19 protein-coding genes and 2 pseudogenes are annotated in these 23,536 nt (G+C 51.2%); 13 read left to right on the top strand and 8 right to left on the bottom strand.

All coding sequences use genetic code 11. The features are described from left to right. Nucleotide 1 precedes the first annotated feature (1 nt). Together JHJ32_RS17925 and JHJ32_RS17920 are read left to right on the top strand one after the other, a co-directional pair. Nucleotides 2-2,746 (top strand): Plug domain-containing protein, encoded by a 2,745-nt coding sequence (locus JHJ32_RS17925; protein ID WP_200121920.1) that lies wholly within the window; start codon nt 2-4, stop codon nt 2,744-2,746. A gap of 154 nt (nt 2,747-2,900) precedes the next feature. Continuing rightward, on the top strand, nt 2,901-4,253 hold the full coding sequence (locus tag JHJ32_RS17920) for an ATP-binding protein (protein ID WP_200121919.1): 1,353 nt from the start codon (nt 2,901-2,903) through the stop codon (nt 4,251-4,253). Between the two features lie 18 nt (nt 4,254-4,271). Here JHJ32_RS17920 and JHJ32_RS17915 read toward each other — a convergent pair whose 3' ends face one another. From JHJ32_RS17915 to JHJ32_RS17900, 4 genes are read right to left on the bottom strand one after another with little or no spacing between them, the layout of a single operon-like run. Further along, entirely contained in the window at nt 4,272-5,270 is a 999-nt protein-coding gene (locus JHJ32_RS17915; RefSeq protein ID WP_200121918.1) for a phosphotransferase enzyme family protein, read from the bottom strand. A gap of 37 nt (nt 5,271-5,307) precedes the next feature. Next, nucleotides 5,308-5,841, bottom strand: coding sequence for a GNAT family N-acetyltransferase (locus JHJ32_RS17910; protein WP_200121917.1), 534 nt, complete (start codon nt 5,839-5,841; stop codon nt 5,308-5,310). 5 nt (nt 5,842-5,846) lie between these two features. Continuing rightward, nucleotides 5,847-6,305 carry an N-acetyltransferase gene (locus JHJ32_RS17905; protein ID WP_079715432.1) on the bottom strand — a complete coding sequence of 153 codons (459 nt, stop codon included), beginning with the start codon at nt 6,303-6,305 and terminating at the stop codon, nt 5,847-5,849. Between the two features lie 31 nt (nt 6,306-6,336). After that, nucleotides 6,337-6,948, bottom strand: a complete 612-nt coding sequence (locus tag JHJ32_RS17900; RefSeq protein WP_200121916.1) for an FMN-binding negative transcriptional regulator — start codon at nt 6,946-6,948, stop codon at nt 6,337-6,339. Between the two features lie 66 nt (nt 6,949-7,014). On the opposite strand from JHJ32_RS17900, the pseudogene JHJ32_RS23240 reads away from it, so the two are divergent. The 3 genes and pseudogenes from JHJ32_RS23240 to JHJ32_RS23235 form a co-directional block, all read left to right on the top strand. Next, nucleotides 7,015-7,212: pseudogene (locus JHJ32_RS23240) on the top strand (GntR family transcriptional regulator); the annotation flags it as partial. A gap of 607 nt (nt 7,213-7,819) precedes the next feature. After that, nucleotides 7,820-8,503, top strand: coding sequence for a PLP-dependent aminotransferase family protein (locus JHJ32_RS17890; protein WP_233632738.1), 684 nt, complete (start codon nt 7,820-7,822; stop codon nt 8,501-8,503). A 65-nt stretch (nt 8,504-8,568) separates the two neighbouring features. Beyond that, nucleotides 8,569-8,706 (top strand): annotated as a pseudogene (locus JHJ32_RS23235) (type II toxin-antitoxin system HicA family toxin); the annotation flags it as partial. A gap of 33 nt (nt 8,707-8,739) precedes the next feature. Here the strand turns inward: JHJ32_RS23235 and JHJ32_RS17880 are convergent. Further along, the gene (locus tag JHJ32_RS17880) at nt 8,740-9,123 is read right to left on the bottom strand and encodes a hypothetical protein (RefSeq protein WP_139378520.1); all 384 of its coding nucleotides are present in this window, start codon (nt 9,121-9,123) and stop codon (nt 8,740-8,742) included. Nucleotides 9,124-9,247: 124 nt separating this feature from the next. Between JHJ32_RS17880 and JHJ32_RS17875 the strand changes: the two genes are divergently transcribed. The 4 genes from JHJ32_RS17875 (at nt 9,248) to JHJ32_RS17860 (ending at nt 13,608) form a co-directional block, all read left to right on the top strand. Next, the gene (locus tag JHJ32_RS17875) at nt 9,248-10,045 is read left to right on the top strand and encodes a hypothetical protein (RefSeq protein WP_200121914.1); all 798 of its coding nucleotides are present in this window, start codon (nt 9,248-9,250) and stop codon (nt 10,043-10,045) included. Next, nucleotides 10,042-11,784: a hypothetical protein gene (locus JHJ32_RS17870; RefSeq protein WP_200121912.1), complete on the top strand. Its 1,743-nt coding sequence runs from the start codon at nt 10,042-10,044 to the stop codon at nt 11,782-11,784. Before JHJ32_RS17875 ends, JHJ32_RS17870 begins: the two co-directional genes overlap by 4 nt. A 23-nt stretch (nt 11,785-11,807) precedes the next feature. After that, nucleotides 11,808-12,227 carry a retropepsin-like aspartic protease gene (locus tag JHJ32_RS17865; protein ID WP_079715438.1) on the top strand — a complete coding sequence of 140 codons (420 nt, stop codon included), beginning with the start codon at nt 11,808-11,810 and terminating at the stop codon, nt 12,225-12,227. Nucleotides 12,228-12,309: 82 nt separating this feature from the next. After that, the gene (locus tag JHJ32_RS17860) at nt 12,310-13,608 is read left to right on the top strand and encodes an NAD(P)/FAD-dependent oxidoreductase (RefSeq protein WP_200121909.1); all 1,299 of its coding nucleotides are present in this window, start codon (nt 12,310-12,312) and stop codon (nt 13,606-13,608) included. On the opposite strand, the gene JHJ32_RS17855 is transcribed toward JHJ32_RS17860, so the two are convergent. Beyond that, nucleotides 13,585-13,956 carry a DUF423 domain-containing protein gene (locus JHJ32_RS17855; RefSeq protein ID WP_200121907.1) on the bottom strand — a complete coding sequence of 124 codons (372 nt, stop codon included), beginning with the start codon at nt 13,954-13,956 and terminating at the stop codon, nt 13,585-13,587. The two genes, JHJ32_RS17860 and JHJ32_RS17855, sit on opposite strands and share 24 nt — an antisense overlap. A gap of 63 nt (nt 13,957-14,019) precedes the next feature. Further along, nucleotides 14,020-14,802, bottom strand: coding sequence for a patatin-like phospholipase family protein (locus JHJ32_RS17850; RefSeq protein ID WP_200121905.1), 783 nt, complete (start codon nt 14,800-14,802; stop codon nt 14,020-14,022). A gap of 227 nt (nt 14,803-15,029) precedes the next feature. Here JHJ32_RS17850 and JHJ32_RS17845 point away from each other — a divergent pair, with 227 nt between their 5' ends. Next, on the top strand, nt 15,030-16,004 hold the full coding sequence (locus tag JHJ32_RS17845) for an ABC transporter substrate-binding protein (protein ID WP_200121903.1): 975 nt from the start codon (nt 15,030-15,032) through the stop codon (nt 16,002-16,004). Nucleotides 16,005-16,010: 6 nt separating this feature from the next. Here the strand turns inward: JHJ32_RS17845 and JHJ32_RS17840 are convergent, their stop codons facing one another. Then, the gene (locus JHJ32_RS17840) at nt 16,011-17,045 is read right to left on the bottom strand and encodes an LLM class flavin-dependent oxidoreductase (protein ID WP_079715444.1); all 1,035 of its coding nucleotides are present in this window, start codon (nt 17,043-17,045) and stop codon (nt 16,011-16,013) included. A gap of 190 nt (nt 17,046-17,235) precedes the next feature. On the opposite strand from JHJ32_RS17840, the gene JHJ32_RS17835 reads away from it, so the two are divergent. The 3 genes from JHJ32_RS17835 to JHJ32_RS17825 all read left to right on the top strand — a co-directional run bounded on the left by JHJ32_RS17835 (nt 17,236) and on the right by JHJ32_RS17825 (nt 23,535). After that, a complete protein-coding gene (locus JHJ32_RS17835) occupies nt 17,236-18,375 on the top strand; it encodes a FecR family protein (protein ID WP_200121901.1) in 1,140 nt (379 codons plus the stop codon). A 203-nt stretch (nt 18,376-18,578) separates the two neighbouring features. Then, nucleotides 18,579-21,854 (top strand): TonB-dependent receptor, encoded by a 3,276-nt coding sequence (locus tag JHJ32_RS17830; RefSeq protein WP_200121899.1) that lies wholly within the window; start codon nt 18,579-18,581, stop codon nt 21,852-21,854. Between the two features lie 13 nt (nt 21,855-21,867). Further along, nucleotides 21,868-23,535 carry a RagB/SusD family nutrient uptake outer membrane protein gene (locus tag JHJ32_RS17825; RefSeq protein WP_200121897.1) on the top strand — a complete coding sequence of 556 codons (1,668 nt, stop codon included), beginning with the start codon at nt 21,868-21,870 and terminating at the stop codon, nt 23,533-23,535. Nucleotide 23,536 lies beyond the last annotated feature (1 nt).

Raw genomic sequence — 23,536 nt, 5'->3', positions numbered from 1 at the left:
CATGGATTTTGGCGCAGGCGATACCGTGTGGTACAGCAAAAAAAGCTTAGCTACCCTTGCCGGTATCGCTTTTTTGCTGTGTACAGTCTCCGTTTATGCGCAATCCGATCGCTTCGTAGCACATGCGGCCTTTGCCGAAAAGATTTACCTCCAATTGGACGCCGATGTGTATACGACTGATCAGCCGATCTGGTTTAAGGCCGTGGTTGTGGAGTCCGCAAGCCACCGCCCCAGTACCATGAGCGGCGTGCTCCACGTAGAGCTGATCGGACCGGATGAACGCGTTGCCGATCGCAAGCGCATCAAGTTGACCGATGGCGTTGGATCAGGAGGCTTTGAGCTGAAAGAAGGCTATGTACAAGGTCCATATTTGCTACGGGCTTATACGGAATGGAATAAGAATTTCGGTGCAGACTTTATTTTCCGGACCTATATCGATGTGTTTCCCACTTCAACAGCAATAGCCCGTAATCCCATGACGGCACTGCACTTGAACGAGCGCGAACCCGGAATGTATTGGCTGCAAGCCCAGCTGAATCCCGAACTGATTGATCCGGAACACCGGAAGCAGCTTACGGTCTATTTAACGGTAGACGGAGAAAAAGACACACTTTCCCTAAAGGCGGCGCGCAGCGGGTATTATCCGCTTGATCACCCGCTACCCAACGGTGCGCGGATGGCTACCGTAAATATGGAGACGCAACATGGCATCCGCTATACCAGGACCATCGCTTTGCAGGAGGGGCCTCCGGACGTTCAGTTTTTTGCCGAAAGTGGGCAACTGGTACACGGGTTGACCAGCAAGGTAGGTGTCAAAGTGCTCAATGGCTCAGGCAAAGGCATCGCCGTTTCGGGTGTCATTCGAGATAGCCGCGGAAATACCGTTGCGCCATTCAGGTGCAACCATTTGGGAATGGGAAGCTTCACGATGACCGCCGACAGAGGCTTGTCCTACTACGCGGTATTGGATTCCTTATCCACAGGGGACTCGGGTCGCTATCCGCTCCCCCAGGTTGTCATCGAGGGGCGTGTCCTCGGTGTCTCAAAAAGAGCGGACAATATTGAACTGGCTCTCTCCTCCAATTGCTGGGAGACCGACAGCCTATTTGTCCAGGTGAGTTGCCGGGGCGTGCTGTATTACCACATAATAGCATCGTTGAAAAACGGCCATATCACCACGTCGCTGCCAGCAGCCGCACTTCCGGAGGGTATCATTTCCTTCACATTGATGGACAGGCAGATGCAGCCATTGGCCGAAAGGCTTTTCTTTAACCAACGGCCGGGTGCGCGACTTCGTATCGATGTCTCGATGGACAACCCCGAACCCCGGAAACGGGATAGCGTGGATCTCTCCATACAGGTGTTCGGCAGCGATGGTGAACCCGCCGACGCCAAGGTCTCGGTATCGGTGGTGAATGCCGATCATATCGGCAAAGCGCAGACAGCACGGGATAACCTGCTTACACGGTTGTTGCTGTCTTCGGAGCTTCGTGGCGATATCGAAGACCCCGGCTACTATTTTCAGGATGAGCACAACGCACCGTTTGACGATTTGGATGCGTTGATGCTTACGCAAGGGTGGCGGCGGTACGTTTATGATAAGCCGCAGGACACCTTCCTTTTACCAAACGAGCCTTCGCCCTACGTCAGTGGCAAAGTCGCCGGTGTCTTATCCAAGAAAGCGCAGGCAGGTATAGGCCTTACGCTGATGACCTTCGGCAAGACCTCGTCCGTGGCGGCACAACATACGGATAGCCTTGGGCGCTTTTATTTTGAATTAGGGGATGAATTTGTCGATTCCTTGGATGTACTGATCCAAAGCGCCAATAAATCCGGAAAAAACCGGGATTATGCCCTGTCATTGGATGAGCGAAAACCTCCGGAGATTGCCTATGATCAGCGCCGCTCCATCGAACGGGTGGACAGTGTCGTGTCGTATCTCGTGCAGAAACGGCGGGAGCGTGCACAGCGTGAGTATTCATACCGGCTTTCAGCCGGCGAAATCTTGCTGGACGAAGTGTTGGTAGAACGCCGGGCACTCAGTCCGCAGCAGCAAAACGTGCTTGATCGGTATGGGGAATCCGACGTCATCATTTCCGGGAAAGCCATTCAGGATAAGGAGGAGAAGTGGTCCTACGGGTTGTACAGCGTGTTGCTGTTCAATTTTCCGGACGATTTGCGCATCGAACGGGTTGGAGGTAATGGCGGCTACCTGCGGGCGAGCATCATCGGGGGAGAAAGCACGCTTGTCGTCGTAGACGGTATCCCCGTACCGGGCCACAGCTACGAATTTATTCCCAACATCCCGCCCAGCGAGGTGAAAAGTGTGGAGCTTATCCGTTTTGCCAAAAATTTCAGTTCGTTGTATCGGGAAACCTATCCGGAGGCCTCTCCGCTGGATATCCCGGTAGTGGGCAGCGTCATCGCCATTTATACGCATGCAGGGAATGGCTTGTTTGCTGTCCGTAAACCTACGGGGCTTTTGCAGGCTAAGGTGCCCGTGTATTCACCTATTATGGAGTTTTACGCGCCGCGTTACGAGGCGCCCACTGAAAACGACGCGGAGCGGCCGGACCTGCGCACGCTGATTCATTGGGTGCCCGAGTTGGCTACCGATAAAGGTGGGGCGGCCGGGACATCATACTATCATTCGGATGCAGCCGGTGAAACGGTTGTCATCATAGAAGCCATATCGTCGGAAGGCGAAATCGGTTACCAGGAGCTGGTGTACGAAGTAGCCAATTGAGTCATTGTGGCTAGTCCTCGGTGTTCTCGTCCGTTGCTCCGTTATGAGAATATAGGCTGAATCCTTTATTTATTACAAGAAATGAGGATATTTACCTTTATTTTATTACAAATTATTCTGATATTTGCCTTTATTTTGTTACAAAAAGTTAAAAATGGCTTTTAGAAGAAGCATATCGAACCAATTGTTACGATGGAAATCCAGCGATAACAGGAAACCGCTCATCGTACGTGGTGCGAGGCAGGTGGGTAAAACAACACTGATTAGAGATTTCGCCAAGACCTATTCGCATGTGATTCATCTCAATTTGGAGAAGCCGGGGGATCGTCGTTTTTTTGAGGATATTGAAGATGTGTATACCATCGTGGAGTCGCTGTTATTGACACACGGTATCCCATCGTCTGGGATGGATAACACATTGCTATTTATTGATGAAATACAGGAGAGCCCTAAAGCAATTCAATTACTGCGGTATTTTTATGAAGAATTGCCCCAGCTCCATGTCATCAGTGCGGGTTCACTGTTGGAATTTGCCCTGCACAGCGTGCAAAGTTTTCCCGTAGGAAGGGTTGAGTTTTTGTATTTGCATCCATTAAATTTTCAGGAGTATCTGGAGGCAATAGGTAAACCCGGCCTCCTTGAAGTGCTCCGGGAGGTGCCCGTACGGCCAGCTGCTCATGGACCACTGCTGGAAGCTTTCCACCGATATGCTATCATAGGCGGAATGCCCGAAGTGGTCAAGGTAGATAACGCCAATCACCAACTTTCGGACTTGGTAGCAGTATATGAGAGTATCTGGGGAACTTATAAGAATGATGTCGAGAAGTATACCTCCAACGATTCCGAACGTAAAATCATTAAGCATTTGATGGATACGGCACCATTATACCTCGATGAACGAGTAAAGTTCCAGGGGTTCGGTAATTCAAATTACCGATCAAGGGAAGTCGGGGAAGCTTTTCGTACCTTAGATGCGGCCCGAATTATCCGCCTACTCTATCCTACAACCGATCTTGCACCGCCGCTAAAAGCCGACTTAAAGAAATCTCCACGGTTACAATTGCTTGATACGGGAATCATCAATTATACGCTCGGTATACAGGCTGAAATGCTGGCGATGACAGAGCTTAGTACGGCGTATCGTGGTGCCATAATTCCGCATTTGATTACCCAAGAGCTGACTTCGTTGCAGCAGCAAACAGACGGTAAACCATTTTTTTGGGTTCGGGAAAAGGCACAGTCAAGTGCCGAAGTAGATTTGGTTTATGTTTACCAAAAATGGGCGATACCCATCGAAATTAAATCGGGGGCTACAGGTCGTTTGAGGTCATTGCATCAATTTGTTGATGTGGCTGACCACCCCTTTGCTATCCGTATTTATGGAGGAGTGTTCCAGTTAGAGCACACGGTTACTCCCAATAAGAAACCGTATATATTGCTAAACCTGCCATATTATACGGTTACCATGCTGCCACAATATGTCTCATGGCTGGTGAATCAAGTATGAGGATCCGTTCAGCGAGGATCATTTCAGGTACCATTCTTCCCACGTTTTCATCCAGCCTACCCGGGCTTGGATGAATCTCGGGTGGAAGAAAAAGTTGGACCAGTCTTCGAAGTTCTCGTAATGGAAGTGGAAATAGAACAGCCAGAAAAGGTATCCCCAATGGGGGATGGAAGCCAATTCAGCTTCACTTAATGGCCGGATCGCGCGATAACCCTGTATAAATACGGCAAACTGGCGGTCTGCTTCCGGCTGCGTCATTTTGTGGTGAAGCACATCCAGGAAGAAATGGACATAGAATGAAGCAAGGTCATTAATCAGGTATCCGGATCCGGCAAAATCGAAGTCAAAGAACGTGACGCTGCCGGCCGAGTCAAAGTGGAAGTTCTTGGGCAGGAAATCGTAGTGGCAATACCCGTGGCTGAACGAAGGCAGGTCAAACGCTGACAATTGCTGCTTCACGCGGGTTGCCGTATCGTGCAAGTATTCGTATTCGGCTTCCAGCCCGTTAGCGAATGCGGGTTTTATGACGCGCAATGGCGCATCCACCAGTGCTTCCATGTCCAGCGGTTGGCGGTGGTGCGTCAATTGCAATCCGGCGGTGATGTGATGGATGCGGGCCATACCCCGCCCGACTTCCAGCAACTGTTGGTCGCTCATCGCGGTGTATACTTCGCCCTCGGCATAGGTAAACAATACGCCATATCGGATACCTTCCGCTGCGTCAAAGGGTTGTAAATAACGGCCTTCCTTATCCGCCAACGGGCGGCTTACGGAAGCCCCGCCCGTATGCAGGATGTTGAGCAATTCGACTTCGCCGTTTATCTCCTCCATTTTCCGGTGCGCATCGCGGTAAATCTTGAAGATATACCGCGTGCCGGAGCTTTCGAGCAGGTAGGTATCGCTGACGTTGTGGATCAGCAGGCGGCACGATGTGTCGCTTAGCGCGTAGCATTGCCGTAAATAGTCGTTGAGCGCCGTTGCGGAAAGCAGCGAATAGCGGGTGGGGAAGATGGCCATGGCACAAATATAGTGTAATATAAATGCATCTGGCCGCTTAATCCCGCCAATCTTCTTTCCGGATTTCGTAGGTGAAATTCGGTTTCGGGCCATCTCCATGGTAATCTGCCGATACTTCCGCTATTTTTCGCGCTCCCAGCTTCTCGACGGCCTTTTGGGAGCGGATATTGGCTGCTCCGACATGCAGCAATACCGTATCTACATATCGGAAGGCGTAGTCAAGCATGAGCTTTTTCACCACAGCATTCAGTCCCGTGCCCCAGTAGCGCGCGGCATAGAAGGTGTAGCCGATAAAGATGCTCCGGTTTTGCGCATCGTAATCGTAAAAACGGGTACTTCCGGCAACTGCACCAGTTTTCCTGTCGATGACTTTGAAGGCCCCTTTGCTGTTGATGGCTCCATTAAAAAATATGCGGAAGACACTTGCTTTCCATCGGTCAGGCTGCGGGTGCTGCGCCCACACGACGGGGTCGGATGCGAGTGCATACAGCACCTCAAAATCCGTCTCCAGCAACGGCAGCAGGATGGCCCGGTCATTTTGCAGTAGGGGAGGTATCGGAAAAGTGTTCATCGGTATTAAACAGCGGGAATCCTGTAGGTGAGAAAATCAACGTCCGGAGTCTGCCTTTCGAATCCGATATGCTCGTAGAGCCGTTGGGCGGTGACGTTGTCAGTCGCTGTTGAAAGCTCAACAAACGCAGCGCCGTGCGTCTTCGCGAAAGCGATGGCTGCTGTGATCAACCCGGTCCCGATGCCCTGGTTACGGTAAGGTGTATCCACATACAGGTCATTAAGGATCCAGTTCCGCACGGCCCTGGCGGAGGAATATTTGGGGTAGAGCTGCGTAAAACCGGCGCACGTTTCTCCGCCATCGAGCAGAGCGGCAAAGATGACGGACTCGTTGTTGTCCAATCGGGCTTGTATGAACCGCCTGGCCAAGTCGATATCGGATGGCTGTTTGTAGAAAACCCGGTATTGGTCAAACAGGGCGAAGACAAGGTCGCCCTGCGTGTTGTTGATGCGGATAATCTCCATGATCTGGTGGGATTAAATGATTGTTAGGGTCTTATGTTATCGTTTTTCTGATATAATCCGCGAGTGCTTGTTCAACGCTGCCAGCCGTCGTTTCCAATTGTTTGACAATGCGCATGCGCTCGGCGGGCGTCTTGTTTTGGCTGAGCTTCCGCTGCCCCTGGAGTTCGGCCACATCCATGGTAAACGCCACGATACCGCTCATCATGCCGGTCTTAAACCGGAGCGGGAGTGAGGTCCATTGGTTGAGGTATTCCGGCTCGTAGAAGCCTATCATTTTTTCGAGCAGCGCCAGCTTCGCGTTGTGGTCTTCCACCACCCGGCAGGTGCCGTAGGCGTGGACGGCAATATAGTCCCAGGTCGGCACACTTTCCAGCTTGTCATAGTGGCGCGGCGAAATATAGGCGTGGGGTTCGCTGAAAATGACCAACGAAGTACATCCCGTAATCAACCGTGACTGATTGTTGGCAGCCGCAAAATGTGAGCTCAGGGTAATCCCTGCCTGGTGTTCCTCCACGGCAAAAGGCAGGTGTGTGGCCAGCGGCACCCCATCATGAGCAGTAACCACCGTGGCAAACGGATAGCGCCGCATGAACGCCGCGATTTCCGTTTTGTCGCTGAATTGAAAGCTTTTGGGTATATACATGACTTTTGTATTGCAGCACAAAACTATCGGTAGATTGGTTTACTTTTGTCATCCAATATCAATAAAATGGATAGTCCAATTTTGCGTTCATTGTTTTCTAAGATTGCGCTGCAGCCACAGCGGGGCAAAGCCGTGTATCTGCAGCTGGCCGAGGCCATCATGGTGCTCATCAGGCAGGGCAGGATACCGCCTGGCGGGCGGCTGCCGAGTTCGAGGGAATTGGCGGATATCTTTCGGCTGAACCGTCTGACCATCACCAGGGCGTTTCAGGAATTGGAGATGCAGGGTTGGCTGGAAAGCCACGTCGGCAGGGGTACGTTCGTCGCATCCCGTCTGCCTGAATCGCAGCCCATGCGATTGGACAAGGGCGGGCAGGAACGAGACCGGAAGCGTGAGGCGGGCTTTGAAATCAGGGGTGCGGCTTACCTGCGTCATGGCGTCGATCCGGTGACTACACGGCTGCATTTGGACGACGGTTTCCCCGACCCGTCGTTGGCCCCGCTGAAGGAGCTTTACCGGGCTTATCGGGCGCAATTGGAGCGGGGCGATTTATATGGGCGGTTCGGTAGCTATGGCCAGGCCAAGGGATCCGGGCGGTTCCTGGATTCGCTGGCACGCTACCTCAACCTGACGCGCGGCCTCGACATCACCGAGCGGAATATACTGTCCGTGCGGGGTACCGTCATGGGTATCAACCTGGTCTGCAACGGGCTTATCCAGCGTGGCGATGTCGTCGTAGCAGGCGTGCCCGGCTGGCGGCGGGCGGAGGCGAACTTCCAGCACGCGGGCGCGGTTATTGGGTATTCCGGTAGACCAAGCGGGGATACAGGTGGATGCGCTGGAGCAGCTGTGCCGGACCACGAGGGTGCGCATGGTGTACGTGACTCCGCACCACCATTATCCGACGACGGTTTCCCTGCCGATGGATCGCCGGCTGGAACTGCTCCGTTTGGCGGACAAATACGGATTCATCATTTTCGAGGACGATTACGATTATGACTTCCATTACAGGCACAAGCCGTTGCTTCCTTTGGCCAGTGCAGATGACAGCGGGCTGGTCATTTATTGCGGGTCGTTCAGCAAGACGTTTTCGCCCGCTTTCCGTTTGGGATACCTGGTTGCGCCGGAAAACGTTGTTGCTCATCTCGCGTCGGTGAGGACTTTGCTCGACAGGCAGGGCGATCATATCCTGGAGCGGGCGATGGCCGAGTTGTTGGACGACGGGACTATCCAGCGCAGCCTGCGAAAAGCCATGGCCGTATACCGGGAGCGCAGGGATCATTTCTGCGACTTGCTGGCAGCTGAACTGTCCGGTATGATGGCGTTCGATACCCCGGAGGGTGGCCTGTCGGTATGGACGCGGATCGACCGGCGTATCGACCTCGCGCGGCTTGCGGCAGACGCCCGCAAAAAGGGATTATATGTTTCGGACGGGGTGGCGCACCGCTATCCGGCCTACGATGCGCACGCCATCCGGCTGGGGTTTGCGTCATCCACGGAGGATGCGTTGGCAGAATGTGTAGGGGTATTGAAGGACGTCGTGGATCGCTTTTGACCCAAGGATAAGCTACATTTATCAGGCTGTGTTTCACCAACCGGCACTAGGGAAATGGTTTTGTTTTTAAGCGCTCCAAAGGATCCCACCATGTTTATTATAATCCGATCAACAATAAGACCGCTATTGTGCCATACCACGGCGGTAAGGATTTGAAGAAAGGTACTTTTTTGGCAATTTTAAGGCAAGCTGATATCAGATAAATGCTGGAATGTGAATTTGTCCAACGTTGATTCTTATTTCCCGTTTTCCAACTCATTGATCCGCTTCTGCAACGCGGTGATCGTTACGGCTTGCGACTGAATGGTCGTTTCCTGCGACGAAATCACTTTTTTCAGCGTTTGAATCAGTTCATTGGTCAAGTCCGTTGGATGCTCCGCGGCATATTTTTCTTCCAATTCCCTGAGCACATCCGCCTTCCGCATTTCGCCTTCGCCGGTGAGCAGCCATTCGGGTGAGTAGAGGGGATAATTTTCAGCTAACTTCACCAGCCACTTGCTTTGGATATCGGTTCCATTGGCCAAAGCCCGTGAGAAAACGCCTTTGCTGGCGCCTATGGACGCTTCCAGCGCGGTTACGCTGATGCCTTCCTGATTGGCTATTTCTTTAATTCTCTTCAAAACAGAATCCATTGGTAAAAATATTCTTCATAAAATTTTGTATTGAAGAAAAATAGTTCTTAAATTTGATGTGTCAGAAATAATTATTTTCAAACCATTTTTCTTCAATCCTAATGAAACAATTATGGCGAAAATTAAACAAAAGAAGCTGAAAGCCGAAAATTTCCGGTATGTAACCAAGGGAATCATCAAAAATCCGATGCTTTATTTGAATGATTTTTTCGGCAATCAAACGAGGATTAAATACTGGGAACGGGATATCCACCTGCTGGTCAATGCGGCAGTGTGTTCGGAACTGGCTAAGCCACCGGTGATAGAAAACGGGTATCATTGCAGGCAGCTAATCGAACAGGTGGAAGTAGCCTATGTTATTTACAAGCAATGTAACCTGAAGAAGCAGCGGAGACCACTGGGATTTTTTAAGACCCAGGAAGATTATTGGTCTTTCGTCATCGAAGGCGAAGCTGCTTTCGATGGGGACGTCAATCCGGCCGATACATTAAGTAAATTCTTTTCCTTCCAATCGTTGGAAAAATGGTACAAAACCTTGGATGATATGATGGTGTATCTGGCGGACCCGACGGATGCCTATGATGACCGGTTTGGGGATAAGGTTGTTGTGATCCGAGAATTATTGTTGCGGATGGCCAGGGCGTTGTACGATATCTACGACAACGAGGGGATTTTTGTTCGGGTGCCGTCCTACTTTATCGCGAGCCCGATGGCAGTGGCAGGGGAACCTGATGGAGCATCTTTAACCGGGGAGTTGTCGGATGGTATGTCCGATGAAGCGGGGGATTCACATGACGCGGAAGCTGGTGAGTCGGCGGCTTTGTCAACCGAACCGGAAGCAATGGGCGGCACATCAACTGACACCTCAATCCAAGTCGAAAAAGAAAACCATCAAACCGAAGAAGCATGAAACCGGTGCCCCAAACCCCAGACCCTACGCTGCAGCTCATCATCCAGCGTATCACTGAAAATCTGCTGATTGATCAAATATACCTGCACCCCTTTATGATTCAAGGGAAGCGGATCAACCAGCTATATGTCTTGCTGCGCAACGCCGTAGGCCAAGGGATTGTAGCTGCGCGGGCGCTTTGTAACCTGGCGGTAGCCGAAAAGCCGGAATACCGGTGCCACGTGGCTTTTCCTGACGAGGTGAACCGTAAAATCAAGCAGGGAAACATGCGGGCCACGTTGATCTGCCAACCCGATAAGTTGGTTTTTGAACATCCCGATGTGGGAATACGCATTCAGCTTCCGGCGGTCGATTTCGAAATGTGGTGTGAACAGGCAAAAGTGCACTTTGATAAAGAAGTGTCTAAAATCGATGCATTTGCAGAAGGTTATGCATTTTACCTGAATAAAGCGAATTATGGGCAGGCGGCCTTTATGCTTCATCAGGTAATCGAGCAAGGGTACCGCGCGGCCGAAAACCTCGTGATGGGTAAGGAGAAGATCAGCCATTCACTGCGCAACCATCAGGAATACATCGCGCCGTTCTGTCCGGAATTGGGGGCACTATTCGAAAAACCGCATGAGTTGTCCATTTTGGGAAAACTCGACGAATCCTATAGCTCGGCACGGTACGACCATGATTTCTCTGTGTCGAAAGAAGATTTGGCCATAGCCGGTAATAAGTCCAAAGAACTGCTTGCCTACCTAACAGCGTTTAACCGTGATCTGCTGGACGAAATCCAACGACGGCAAGCCGAAAAAGAACAGGCTGCGGCGGTGGCAGGTACGATAACGAGCGAAGAAGCCGTGGTCGCAACGCATGTAGATAGTCGGCCAACGGAAAGCAACGAACCAACGGGCAAAAAAATGCCCGGCACCGATGACCACCGCGACCGTATCCTCGCGGCCATCAGCCGTTATTTTACACCCACCCATGTGTTTTGCTTTGCGCATCAATCGCGGGAAGAACGGTCGGTAACCTTGGTCACACTGGACAAAAGGGAAACAAAGCGCCATCGGTATTACCTGGCTATCCTGACCGAGGAAACACTGGAACATCCATTGCAGCAACAACATCAGATAAACGAGGTGCTGGGGGAGGCGTTGGAGGTCGTGGTGTTGTATTTTAAGTTAGGCACGTTCAATAAAAAGTTGGAAGAGGGGGATATGTTTTTTCATTTTTTAGCGAATACAGCAGAGAGGTGGTGCGGTAAAAACGGGCTATTGACACAAGGCGGCACAACTGAAGCGGTTGATTTAGCGAAACGGGATTGGCAGTGGAAGCGTTACCTTTGGAGCGCGGAGGGAATGATGAGGATGGCAAGGGAGCAACTCGATCAGCCCAGATACGATGAATGTTGTTCGGTTGTCATAGCGCAAGCGATGGAACAGCTTTGTTTGGGAATGCTGCATGCGATTTGGGGCTATAGGCCGGATAACATTCTTAACCTGATGTACTTGATACAGCTGACGGAATCCATTACCCCGCTGGCCAGCGAACACTTTTGTCTGGATATTCCCGAAGAACGGAAAATGGTGGTGCAGCTTTCACAGGCGCTGAATCAGCTCCGCTATAATCCGGGCTATCGAGCGGACGGTTATGCCTTGCATATTGTTTACGATCGCCTAAAAACGTTTTCAAAATCGGTGGAGGAATTAGTCAACTACCATTTTGAGGAGCAGGAAGCGGTTGTTCAATAAAAATTAGTATTTTTGAAATACTTATGGGATTGATTTACGCAGATATCGAGTTAATTAATGGGGAGGACTTGGTTCTTTCCCGCAGAAATATTATTGGCGAGGAAGAAATTAAACGTATGCCGATCAGGATGCTTGTTGATACGGGTTCAGCGTATATGTGTATCAACGAGAATATACAGGAGCAACTTCAATTGCCTGTTATCGAAAAGCGGAAAGGCCAGCTGGCAAATGGTAGCATTGTGGAGTACGAAGTGGTAGGCCCTATAGAGGTACGTTTCGAAAATCGCCGCTGTAATGTGGACGCGATGGTTTTACCGGGAGAAGCTGAACCGCTTTTGGGAGCTATTCCGATGGAAGACATGGATGTCATTATTCACCCTTTGCGGCAGGAAATGATCGTCAATCCTGATCACCCATACTTTGCGCAAATGAAGCTGAAGTAAGCGAATTGCGCACATGAAAGACTTGGACTTTGTTGAAATCCATGGAAAATTTCTTCAACAGTGAGATTTATCCTCGGCACACATGAAAGATAACACCAAACACGTCATTGTCATCGGAGGAGGATTTGCGGGAATCAATTTAATTAAGCACCTGGGAAAGGATAAGCGGTTTATCATCACCCTGGTTGACCGGAATAACTACCATTTTTTCCCGCCGCTGATTTACCAGGTTGCTGCGGCATTTATCGAGCCGTCAAACATTTCTTATCCGTTTCGCCGGTTATTTCAGGAAAAGCCACATATCCGTTTCCACATGGGCGAGCTGAAACGCATCGATCCCCGGGCAAGGGAGGTCGAAACGACGACTGGTACGCTGTCATATGACTACTTGGTGCTTGCCATGGGTACGGGAACAAATTACTTCGGTTTTGAAAACATCGCCAAATTTGCCGTGCCCATGAAGACGCTTGACGATGCAATGAATCTTCGGAATCACATTTTACTCCGGATGGAATGTGCCGTGCGGGCCATAGACCCTGCCGAGCGGGATAAGGCGTTGAATATTGTTATTGCCGGCGGTGGCCCCACTGGCGTTGAATTGGCGGGTATCCTCGCCGAGATGGGGCGGGAGATCGTGGCGAAGGAATATCCCGAATTGACCGATTTCCATGCGCATCTGTACCTTGTTAATTCTGCGCCGGTACTGCTGCCGCCGATGAGTACCAAGGCGCAGCGGGAGGCGTATACGGTTTTAAAAAAGCTCGGAGCTAAGATTGTTCTGAATACGAAGGTGGTTGATTACGCTTCCGGCAATGTCATGCTGAGCTCGGGAGAAGCCATACCGACGGATACCCTGATCTGGACGTCCGGCGTTGTTGCCGTCCGCGTAGAGGGGCTTCCCGGCGATGCCGTTGCCCGCGGCGGGCGTATAAGCGTGGACGCATTCAATCGGGTAGCACATACGGAGTCAATTTTCGCCTTGGGCGATCAATGCGTAATGACGGACGATGAAAATTATCCTGAAGGCCACCCCCAAGTGGCGCAGGTGGCCATCCAGCAGGGGAAATTGCTCGGTAAAAATTTGTCGCGTATGGCGGATGGCAAGCCGATGCGGCCTTTCTTGTACCGCGACAAGGGGACGATGGCGATTATTTCCAAGTACCGGGCGGTGGCAGACCTGCCCAAAGGTTTTCTCAGGGGGTGGATCGCCTGGGTGAGCTGGCTGTTCGTACATATCATTCCCCTCATCAGCTTCCGCAATAAAGTGGTGCTGGCTACCAACTGGGCATGGTCATTCGTCACCAATGACCCGACATTGCGGCTTATCCTCCGCCCAAGTAAGGAGCAGAAACAGCCCTCAACGGAGGATAGCAAACAATAACGACAGCCAGCCCGCCACGAGCAACAGCCCGCCAACGGGCGTAACGGGGCCCAGAAACCGCCATTTTGTACCGAAAGCAGCACTTAAACACAGGCCGTATATGCTAAATGAAAACAGCACCGTGCCACTGATAAACAGCCATGTGTAAGCACCCGGCTCGATTATCCCGGCGGTCTGCGCGAAACCGGCAGCCAGCAATGCCAGTGCATGGTAAAATTGATACCGAACGCCGGTTTCGAAACTGTCGTGTTGGTCTTCCGTAAACTTCTTCTTGAGTGCATGGGCGCCGAAGGCACCGAGTATGACGGCGGTTAGCCCGAACATAGCACCGGATAATTGAGCAAGCATGATTTAAACGATGGGTATATGGACAAAGGTATGGTTTTTTTTGTGGACAGATAAAAGCTGACATTATCGTTTTGCCAACTGATCAGCAGTATAGGCATACACATATTCGTAAATGCGCATCAATTCTTTTTTTCCAAACATGCCGAATTGCAGCATGTCGGGCGGTTCGATGAACAGGTCGCATTTCTTGGCATTGTGCAACACCGATTGGCTAATGGCCAGGTGGGTGATGCGGTCCAACGTCTTAATGGGCGTCAGTTGCTCGGGTGAAACGGTATCGGGCGCGTTGACATGCACGCCAACGAGGAGGTCACATTGGCCGAGCAGCGGCTGTACGGGCAGGTTGTCAAGTATGCCGCCATCGTAGTACACCCCCTTGTTGCGCCGTACTGCCGGAAACATCAGCGGAATACTGGATGACGCGAGCAACGCTTCACCCAGCGGCCCGGTATGAAAATACTCGGTTTTGCCCGATAGGAGGTTTGTGGCGGCTACATACAAGGGAAGCTTTAACGACTCGAACGTGTTAGCGGGAACGTACTGCTGGAATAACCGGGCGAGGAAGCGGGTATCGATAAAGCCCGAAGCCCGGAGCCGGAAGCTCGTTGCGGGAAACAGATCGTTTTCCTGCACGATATGCAACATCTTGTCTATCGTGTGACCGGCAGCATAGAACGCACCGATAATTGCGCCCGCACTGCAACCGGAAACGATGGAAGGCTTCAATCCGTGTTCTTCCAGGGCCTTGATGGCGCCGAGGTGGCCAATGCCACGTAATCCGCCACCGGAAAGGACCAGGCCCACTTTGTGAGTGCGCCGCTTTAATTTTTTCCAAATGAATGCCATGGGGTAAGGTTACGGTTTTTTCGTCGGATTCTTGCTATTTCATGTTATCTGGGTGTACGCCAAATTTCCGTTTGTTTACAGCCATGAGATTTTAGCTGGAACGCTCACTACGCTCACGCTCCTAGGCCAAAAATCTCATGGCTGTAAACATCGCGAATTGTGCAAAAATCTGAATTTTGTCGGGCGCTCACGCGCATTTACCACACGAAAACCTTAAATTTGACGGTATGAAGAATCTTCGCATCACCTTGCTGGTATTAACGGTTAGTATATTGGGGTATTCCTGCCAGCGTCCGGAGCAATCGGGAGGAGTGCCCGTGGTTGGTTTCGTGGAGGCCTTTGAAGATGCGACAATTGCGCAGGCGCGTGACGGCTTCGAAGCGGCACTACGTGACAGTGGCTACAGTGAATCCGATGGTACCATACGATTTGTCCGTCGTAACGCACAAGGCGATGCGGCCACCCTGAATCAAATTATAAGCTATTTCAACAGCCAGCAGGTTGATCTCATTGGCACCAGCACCACCTTGGCTACAATTGCTGCCGTGCAGCGAAGCAAGGACATCCCGATTTTCCAGACGGTGACTGCAATGCCCGAGATTCTGGGGCTGCTGGAATCCGATGGGCAGCCACCCGCCCTGCTGTTTGGTACGGGTGAAAACCTGAATTATATCGATACGTCTTTCGCCATCATTACCCAGATGGTAAAGCCGAAGGGTGAACAACTGCGCGTCGGCATGATTTATAATCAATCCGAGCCGCAATCTGTGGAGGCTTATAAACGTATTGAATCGCTTGCAGAAAGTATGGATGTGCATGTGGAAGCGCTGCCGCTTAACAACTCCGCCGAAGCACAGTTGGTTGTCCGTACGTTGCTGACAAACCAGATTGACGCGTTCTTCGCTAATCCGGACAATACGGTGTTTGCAGCGTTTGAAACCATCTTAAAAAACTGCCATGACAAAGGTGTACCTGTGTTCACGAGTGAATCCGGACTGGTATCAAGGGGGGCGGTAGCTGCTTTTGGTGCTGATATTTACCGCTGGGGGTACCAAAGTGGCGCACAAGCAGCTGTTTACTTAAAAAACCGGTTGACAGACAGCCTCCAGGTAGAAATGCTTCAGGTGAGGAAACGGGTATATAACCCCGATGCCGCCGAACGGTTTGGCTTTTCCTTTCCCGAGACGTTCGAAGCGTTATAGCTTATACTACTTTGCGAGGGCCTTTTTGATCTGCGGCGCTATTTTGGTACCGAAGATCTCAATGGACTTCATGATATCCCGATGCGCGGGGGCACCCACGTCCATATGCGCTGCAAAACGCGTAAGCCCAAATAATTCTTGGTAGTGCAGAATTTTGTCGGCCATGGCATCGGCCTCGCCCACGAACAAGGCCCCGTGCTTGGACATGCCGAAGTCAAACTGCGTGCGCTGGTACGGCGGCCAGCCGCGAGATCTTCCCACCCTGTCCATTTGCGCAGCATACTTGGGGAAATAAGTATTGCTCAACTCAGAAGCATGGTCACCGAAAAGGGCGTGCGAATGGATGCCCACCTGAAACCTCGCCGGATCATGCCCATGTTCAAGGTATGTAGTTTTATACAACTCAAAAAGAGGCTGGAACTGTGCGGGCGTACCGCCGATAATGGCAATCATTAAGGGCAGGCCGAGCTTTCCTGCCCGGACGACCGACTGGGGGGTGCCGCCAACGGCTATCCATATGGGGAGTTCGTCATTCACCGCCCGGGGCAGGACTGCCTGATCGTCAAGCGGCGCCCTGAATTTACCTCGCCAGGTGACCCGCTCGTTTTTATTGATGGTGAGCAGTAGATCCAGCTTTTCGGCAAACAGTGCGTCATAATCCTGAAGGTTGTAGCCGAATAGGGGAAAGGACTCGATGAAGCTACCCCTGCCGGCCATCAATTCGGCCCGGCCTCCAGACAGCAGGTCGATCATCGCGAAGTTTTGATAGAGCTTTACGGGGTCGGATGAGCTGATCACGGACACTGCGCTCCCCAGCTTGATACGCTTAGTCACCGTTGCCGCGGCAGCCAGCACGATTTCGGGGCTTGGTACCGCGTAGTCCGGACGGTGGTGTTCGCCGATGCCAAAGTAATCCAATCCTACTTCGTCCATTAATCTAATCTCTTCGATAATTTCCGCAAGCCGTTGCTGCGTAGGCTGGAACTTGCCCGTTGCAAGGTCCGCACCCAAATCGCCAAACATGCTGATGCCTAATTCCATGGTTTTTTTTTGTTTAAACACAAAGGTAATGATGTTGTTTCAGTATAGCCTTAATGTAGTTAATAAAGGTGGAATCATGAAATTTTTTTGGTTGATTTTCAGTGAATTGTTGATTTTTTTTGTTGTTGGATACCACTTTGCGTACGCTGGTGTACTCCTACTAACAAAGCACCAAGTATAAACCGTCGACATGCAACAGGACGAACTGCGAGATTTATTACGTCGCTATGCCAATGGAAACTGCACCCCACAGGAGAAGCGGTTTTTGGAAGACCTTATACTCCGTCATCCGATTGCGGGCGATTGGGATTGGAACAGTGAAGAAGAGCGGGTGTTGATGGGAATACGGATTAAGCAAGCAGTTGATGGACGGCGTTCTACACAAAAGCATGCACGCATGAAAATCCGCTGGTATAGCTGGATAGCGGCGGCATCGTTGGTGATATTGGGAGCAGGGGTTATATGGCGTCTTGTTTATCCTGATACTGACGATAGCCGCCAACCATTGGTCATTAATGAATCGGTGCTGGGATCGACAAGTGATATCGTGCTAACACTGGCCGATGGCAGGACGGTGAAGCTTGATGAACAGTCACCGGAGACAATTGCGTCAATTGAAGGAACAACGATACGTCGGAATGCTGATGGACTAGTATACGAGGTTGACGACAGGTATATGCAGCCCGGGTCCGTTGGTGAAAACAATATCCGTACACCGAATGGAAAACGGATTAACCTAAAATTGCCGGATGGAACGGCCGTATGGATGAATACCGCGTCGTCGTTGACCTATCCGGTTGCATTTGTCGGGAAAGAGCGCCGTGTTGAGCTAACCGGGGAGGCCTATTTTGAAGTGGCGAAAGATAATTCCAAGCCGTTTAAAGTCATGGCAAATGGGACTGAGATTTTGGTGACGGGAACACATTTCAACATTTCGGCATACCCGACGGATGGCACGGTAACGACCACACTTTTTGAAGGTGGACTAAATGTACGGAAAGGCCGGCGCGAGGTGGTGCTTACGCCGGGGTATCAGGCGATAACGTCCGTGCAAAGCGAAAAAATAGAACAATTGCAGGGCAAGCTGGAACAAGTAATGGCTTGGAAAAATGGCTATTTCGTATTTGACGATATGGACGTCGTTTCGGTGATGCGCAGCGTTGCCAGGTGGTATGACATCCGTATTACCGTCGAAGGGAAGATGCCGGCTAAGCGTTTTGGTGGTACATTTCCCATATCTGCAGATTTAGACGAGTTACTGACCGATTTGGAGTTGGTTGGAAAAATGAAACTTGAACGCAATGGAAAGGAGGTTCATATTATGTGGTGACAAGGACTACCTGATTGAACAGCCTGAAAAGAAACCAGAAGTGCCGCTAACACTCCTGGCTCACTGGCACGAGTGCCCATCAGGCTTTTTTAATTTAATGCTTAGATAACCAACATTAACAATACCTGATTATGCAAATGTATAAAATTTGTTTTGCATCTACATGCACATTGAACAATAGCGCGCTGTTTAAGCTTTTGGTTATGTTTAAGATCACGTTGGCTATTTTGTTAGCTGCCATCACGCAAGCTGGAGCCGCGGTTTACGCCCAAAAGGCTAGCATAACAGCGAAAAACGTCCCCCTGCGGGAAGTATTTACCGAGTTGCGCAAACAGACCGGTTATCATTTCCTTTACCTAACCGATGATCTGAAGGATGCGAAGCCGGTAAGTCTGAGTTTCTATGAAGCTTCGTTGGAGGAGATCCTTCAACACTGTTTTGCCAATCAGCCGCTTACTTACAATATCCGGAGAAATCGAGTATTGGTATCGCGCAAAGAAGCGCCACCTGGTACGCTTCATGATTTGCTTATGCAGCATACCGTTACGGGTAAGGTGACCGACGAGCGTGGACAGGCGCTTGAAGGCGTAACGGTTGTCATTAAAAATACCCAGCAGGCCACGACGACGGATGCCGAAGGAAATTATAGGATAAACGTGCCGGCAGAAGGCGTGACGCTGGTATTTTCCATCATCGGCTTTTCTACCGAGGAGCGGGCCGTATCTGCCGGAGCGACGCTAAATGTCCAACTCAGGGAGCTTGTATCGGACTTGGAGGAAGTCGTGGTTGTGGGATACGGAACGCAGAAAAAAGTGAATCTCACAGGGTCCGTTGCCACGGTATCCGGATCCGAGTTGGCCAAGCGCCCTGTCGGGCAGACGACGGCAGCGCTGCAAGGCGCTGTGCCGGGTTTGACGATCGTGCAGAGCTCAGGCCAACCGGGAAGGGATGGAGGCATCGTGCGCCTCAGGGGGATTGGCACCTTGAGCGATTCCAACCCTTTGGTGATGCTGGATGGTGTGGAATCCAGCTTGGCCAACGTAGACCCCAACGAAATCGAAAGCATCACGGTACTCAAAGATGCCGCCTCTGCATCGATATACGGTTCGCGTGCTGCTAACGGCGTGATCCTGATCACGACGAAGCGAGGAAGCCGAGAAGGGCTGACCGTCAATTACAACTCGTACGTTGGATGGCAGCGGCCTACGGATATGCCTAAAATAGTGAACGCAATTGACCATATGGAGCTGATCAATGAAGCGTATACCAATACAGGGCGAAGCCCCTTGTTTACAGAGCAATTCATTGAAGAATACAAGACGCAAGGCGCCTCCAACCGCGATCGTTATCCAGACACCGATTGGCAGGATGTGACGATGACGGAAAACGGCTTCATGCAAAGTCATTATTTAGCTATGAGCGGCGGGACTGACCGCATGCGTATCCTTGGCTCTTTCGGTTATCTTGATCAGGGTGGAGTTGTTCCGAATGTCGGATTCGACCGGTATAACCTTCGGTTGAACACCGATGTAAAGCTGAACGAAAAGCTGAATGCATCGGCTGATATTTTCCTGCGCCGTACGGATTTGAAGGAGCCATCCACTGGAACGGGATATGTTTTTCATTGGATGCGCCGTATTCCTGCCAATCAGGCCGCTATTCTATCCAATGGACTATGGGGGGAGGGATGGAACGGTGACAATCCCATTGCAAAAGCGGTAGACGGCGGGCTTCGCAATGAAGAAACATTAAGTGGGTTCGTCAACCTCAATCTCCGCTATAAGCCGGCGGAGTGGCTGACGACAGAAGTAATGTATGCTCCCAAATACAACGAACCGCATAGTAGGGTATTCGCCAATACCGTACAGACTTACCGTTGGGACCTTACGCCCAGCTTTGCCACCCCGGCGCGGAATAACCTTAATCAACAGTTTACCCGCGAGTGGTACAACAACCTCCGGCTGACGGCTACGTTTGATAAGTTATTCGCCGAAGCACACCAGGTAACGTTCCTCGCAGGTTTCCAGCAAGAAGACCAGCGTAACGATTGGCTGTCGGCTTACCGCGAAGTGTTCCTGTTTCCGGAATACCAACAAATAGATGCCGGAAATCGGGAAAATGAACGGACCGGGGGCTCAGCAAACCATTGGGCGCTTCGCTCGTTTTTCGGACGCCTGAACTATAATTACAAAGAACGGTACCTCTTTGAGGCCAACGCGCGCTATGACGGGTCCTCGCGGTTCGCCTCGAACAATAAATATGCTTTGTTTCCTTCGGTATCCGCCGGCTGGCGAATCGGGCAGGAGCCGTTCATGGCTTCGCTCATGCACATCGTGACCGATGCGAAGATTAGGGCGTCCTGGGGTACGCTGGGCAACCAGAATATCGGGGGACTTTATCCTTTTGCGGCGTTCATCAATGTAGGTGGGCCTAACTATGCGTTCGGCGATCAGATCAGTATGGGCGCAGCACTCAACGATATGGCCAATCCGGATATCAAGTGGGAAACGACCGAAATGACCAATATCGGGCTGGATTTGAACCTGTGGTCCAAATTTAACCTGACCTATGACTGGTACTACCGGAAGACCACCGGTATACTGCTCCAATTGGATATCCCCAATATGCTGGGACTAACAGCCCCCTATCAAAACGCCGGGGTTGTGGAGAATAAGGGATGGGATTTGGCCTTGAGTTACCGGGATCAATGGGGCCAATTGAATTACGGTATCACGGTGAATCTATCGGATGTCAAGAACAAAGTGATTGACATGCGGGGCATCCAGCGTACGGCGCGGCAAGTAAGCCGTGAGGGATATCCCATTAATTCGTTCTTTGGCTATATAGCCGATGGCTTTTTTATGGATGAAGCGGACATAGCGAACCATCCAGCACAGTTTGGGAACGTGGCTCCCGGCGATATCAAATACGTAGATGTCAATGGCGATGGCGTCATCAACACGCTTGACCAACAGGTCATCGGAAGTCCGATACCCCGCTACACCTACAGCGCGAATATTGATCTCGGCTACAAGGGGTTTGACCTGTCGCTCTTCCTCCAGGGTGTGGGCAAGGTTGATGGGTTTATGTTCGGTCAGGGTATTATGCCGTTTTTTGAAGGCGGAACCGTGCAGGAACAGCATAAGGATCGGTGGACGCCGGACAATGTCAATGCTGCTTTCCCCCGGTTGGCATTCAACGAGAGCAACAACGAACAGAATTCCACATTCTGGCTGCGAAGTGCTGCATATCTTCGACTGAAAAACATACAGCTCGGCTACACTTTGCCCACGGCATTGCTGAAGGGCAAATTGCAGCGCTTACGGATCTATGCAAACGCCCAGAATCTGTTCACCCTGACGGACTTTTGGCAAGGATACGACCCCGAAGCCCCAGGATTCGGAAACGATTCGGCCAGCAATGGCGGATGGTATCCTCAAATGAAGGTGTTTAATGTTGGTCTTGATGTAAGGTTCTAAAAAAAAGAAAGCGATGAAAACCAAATTCAATGTCATTATACTGGCCTTCGGCCTCAATCTTGTGTCTTGCAGCGATTATTTAGATCGTTATCCACTGGATAGTCCTTCAGACGAGACGTTTTTGCGCACGGAAGCGGAGTTTGAAGCGGCGGTCACAGGTTGCTACAACACGCTATGGTTTAAACCCATCGATAACGGCTCGTTTCTGCTTACCCTTGAATGCGCTTCGGATATCGGCTGGGATCGTAATGTGAGCGATCTGCAGATACTGGGACAGGGCGCTGCCACACCGGATAATACGTACACCGGAAACTTTTGGAATACGTTGTACCGCGGGATCGGCCGGGTAAATTACATTTTGTCCAAAGCTGAACCGCTGGCGGAAATCGTTCCCACGGAAAAATATAACCGCCTGCTCGCCGAAATACGGTTTTTGAGGGCTTACTATTATTTTTACCTAAATGAATTGTATGGTGGAGTGCCGTTGCTGACCACGCCTGTCCCGTTGTCGGAGGCTGTGCTGCCCCGCTCCAGCAAAGCGGAACTGACCGATTTTATCTTGGCTGAATTGGATGCCGCGGTGCCCAACTTGCCCATCCAAACCGATGCGGCAAATCGTGGTCGGGTGACGCGGGGTGCGGCCTTGGCGCTGAAATCGCGCGTAGCCTTGTATGCCGGCCGTTGGCCGGAAGCTATCAGCGCGGCGCAAGCGGTCATGGACTTAGGCCAATACCACCTGCATGAGAATTTCGGTGAGCTGTTTTCGTATGCAGGGCAGACGTCATCCGAAATTATCATGTCTATCCAGTTCCTGAAAGGCGTGATGGTACATAGTACTCCCCGGCATTTTTTCTCGCGGATTGCTTTAGGGCATTCCAATAAGATACCGGTGCAAACACTGGTTGATTCGTACGAGTGCACCGACGGATTGTCAATCGACCGATCGCCACTGTTTGATCCCGCGCATCCTTTTGCTAACCGGGATCCCCGGCTGGGATACACTGTGGTGTTGCCGCAGTCTGTGTTTGTTGGCTACGTTTTTGAAACGCATCCTGACAGCTTGCAGACTTGGAACTATAACTTTGACCCACCGCGGAGGGTGCAGAATGAGGAAGCTACGCACGCTTATGCAACGTTTTCAGGGTACTTATGGCGGAAATATGCCGACCCGGCAGATTACGGTGATATCGACAATAGTGACCTGAATCTGATCATGTTCCGCTATGCTGAGGTGCTACTGAACTATGCCGAAGCAAAAATTGAACAAGGCTCCATCGACCAGTCGGTATACGATGCTATCAACGCCGTGCGGCAACGCCCGTCCGTGAACATGCCACCGATCACCCCCGGGAAGACGCAAGCGGAATTGCGCTCCATCATCCGGAAGGAACGGAAGTACGAACTGGCTGGCGAAGGTATCCGACTGTTTGATATCCGCCGATGGAATATAGCCCATGAGGTGATGCCAGGTGATTTATTGGGTCGCATCCGGAATAGTTTCTTATCCGATGCTCCTCGTATAGACGAAAACGGCACGCCGCATTATGACAACGTAGCGAATGCCGCACAGATGCGGGTGATTGAGCGGCGTCAATTCCGGCAGGACAGGGACTATGTATGGCCCATCCGTAGGCTTGAATTGGAGACAAACCCGGCAATAGAGCAAAACCCGAATTATTAAC

The organism is Parapedobacter sp. ISTM3 (assembly GCF_016533505.1).
In the GTDB taxonomy this organism is placed as follows: Bacteria; Bacteroidota; Bacteroidia; order Sphingobacteriales; family Sphingobacteriaceae; genus Parapedobacter; species Parapedobacter luteus.
This window is presented reverse-complemented; position numbering and strand designations above follow the sequence as displayed.

Coding starts and splice junctions, on each gene's coding strand:
- JHJ32_RS17870 (WP_200121912.1), top strand. CDS start 10,042: ATGAAACCGGTGCCCCAAACCCCAGACCCTACGCTGCAGCTCATCATC.
- JHJ32_RS17825 (WP_200121897.1), top strand. CDS start 21,868: ATGAAAACCAAATTCAATGTCATTATACTGGCCTTCGGCCTCAATCTT.
- JHJ32_RS17845 (WP_200121903.1), top strand. CDS start 15,030: ATGAAGAATCTTCGCATCACCTTGCTGGTATTAACGGTTAGTATATTG.
- JHJ32_RS17920 (WP_200121919.1), top strand. CDS start 2,901: ATGGCTTTTAGAAGAAGCATATCGAACCAATTGTTACGATGGAAATCC.
- JHJ32_RS17915 (WP_200121918.1), bottom strand. CDS start 5,270: ATGGCCATCTTCCCCACCCGCTATTCGCTGCTTTCCGCAACGGCGCTC.
- JHJ32_RS17855 (WP_200121907.1), bottom strand. CDS start 13,956: ATGCTTGCTCAATTATCCGGTGCTATGTTCGGGCTAACCGCCGTCATA.
- JHJ32_RS17875 (WP_200121914.1), top strand. CDS start 9,248: ATGGCGAAAATTAAACAAAAGAAGCTGAAAGCCGAAAATTTCCGGTAT.
- JHJ32_RS17905 (WP_079715432.1), bottom strand. CDS start 6,305: ATGGAGATTATCCGCATCAACAACACGCAGGGCGACCTTGTCTTCGCC.
- JHJ32_RS17860 (WP_200121909.1), top strand. CDS start 12,310: ATGAAAGATAACACCAAACACGTCATTGTCATCGGAGGAGGATTTGCG.
- JHJ32_RS17865 (WP_079715438.1), top strand. CDS start 11,808: ATGGGATTGATTTACGCAGATATCGAGTTAATTAATGGGGAGGACTTG.
- JHJ32_RS17890 (WP_233632738.1), top strand. CDS start 7,820: ATGGTGTACGTGACTCCGCACCACCATTATCCGACGACGGTTTCCCTG.
- JHJ32_RS17850 (WP_200121905.1), bottom strand. CDS start 14,802: ATGGCATTCATTTGGAAAAAATTAAAGCGGCGCACTCACAAAGTGGGC.
- JHJ32_RS17925 (WP_200121920.1), top strand. CDS start 2: ATGGATTTTGGCGCAGGCGATACCGTGTGGTACAGCAAAAAAAGCTTA.
- JHJ32_RS17840 (WP_079715444.1), bottom strand. CDS start 17,045: ATGGAATTAGGCATCAGCATGTTTGGCGATTTGGGTGCGGACCTTGCA.
- JHJ32_RS17910 (WP_200121917.1), bottom strand. CDS start 5,841: ATGAACACTTTTCCGATACCTCCCCTACTGCAAAATGACCGGGCCATC.
- JHJ32_RS17830 (WP_200121899.1), top strand. CDS start 18,579: ATGTTTAAGATCACGTTGGCTATTTTGTTAGCTGCCATCACGCAAGCT.
- JHJ32_RS17900 (WP_200121916.1), bottom strand. CDS start 6,948: ATGTATATACCCAAAAGCTTTCAATTCAGCGACAAAACGGAAATCGCG.
- JHJ32_RS17835 (WP_200121901.1), top strand. CDS start 17,236: ATGCAACAGGACGAACTGCGAGATTTATTACGTCGCTATGCCAATGGA.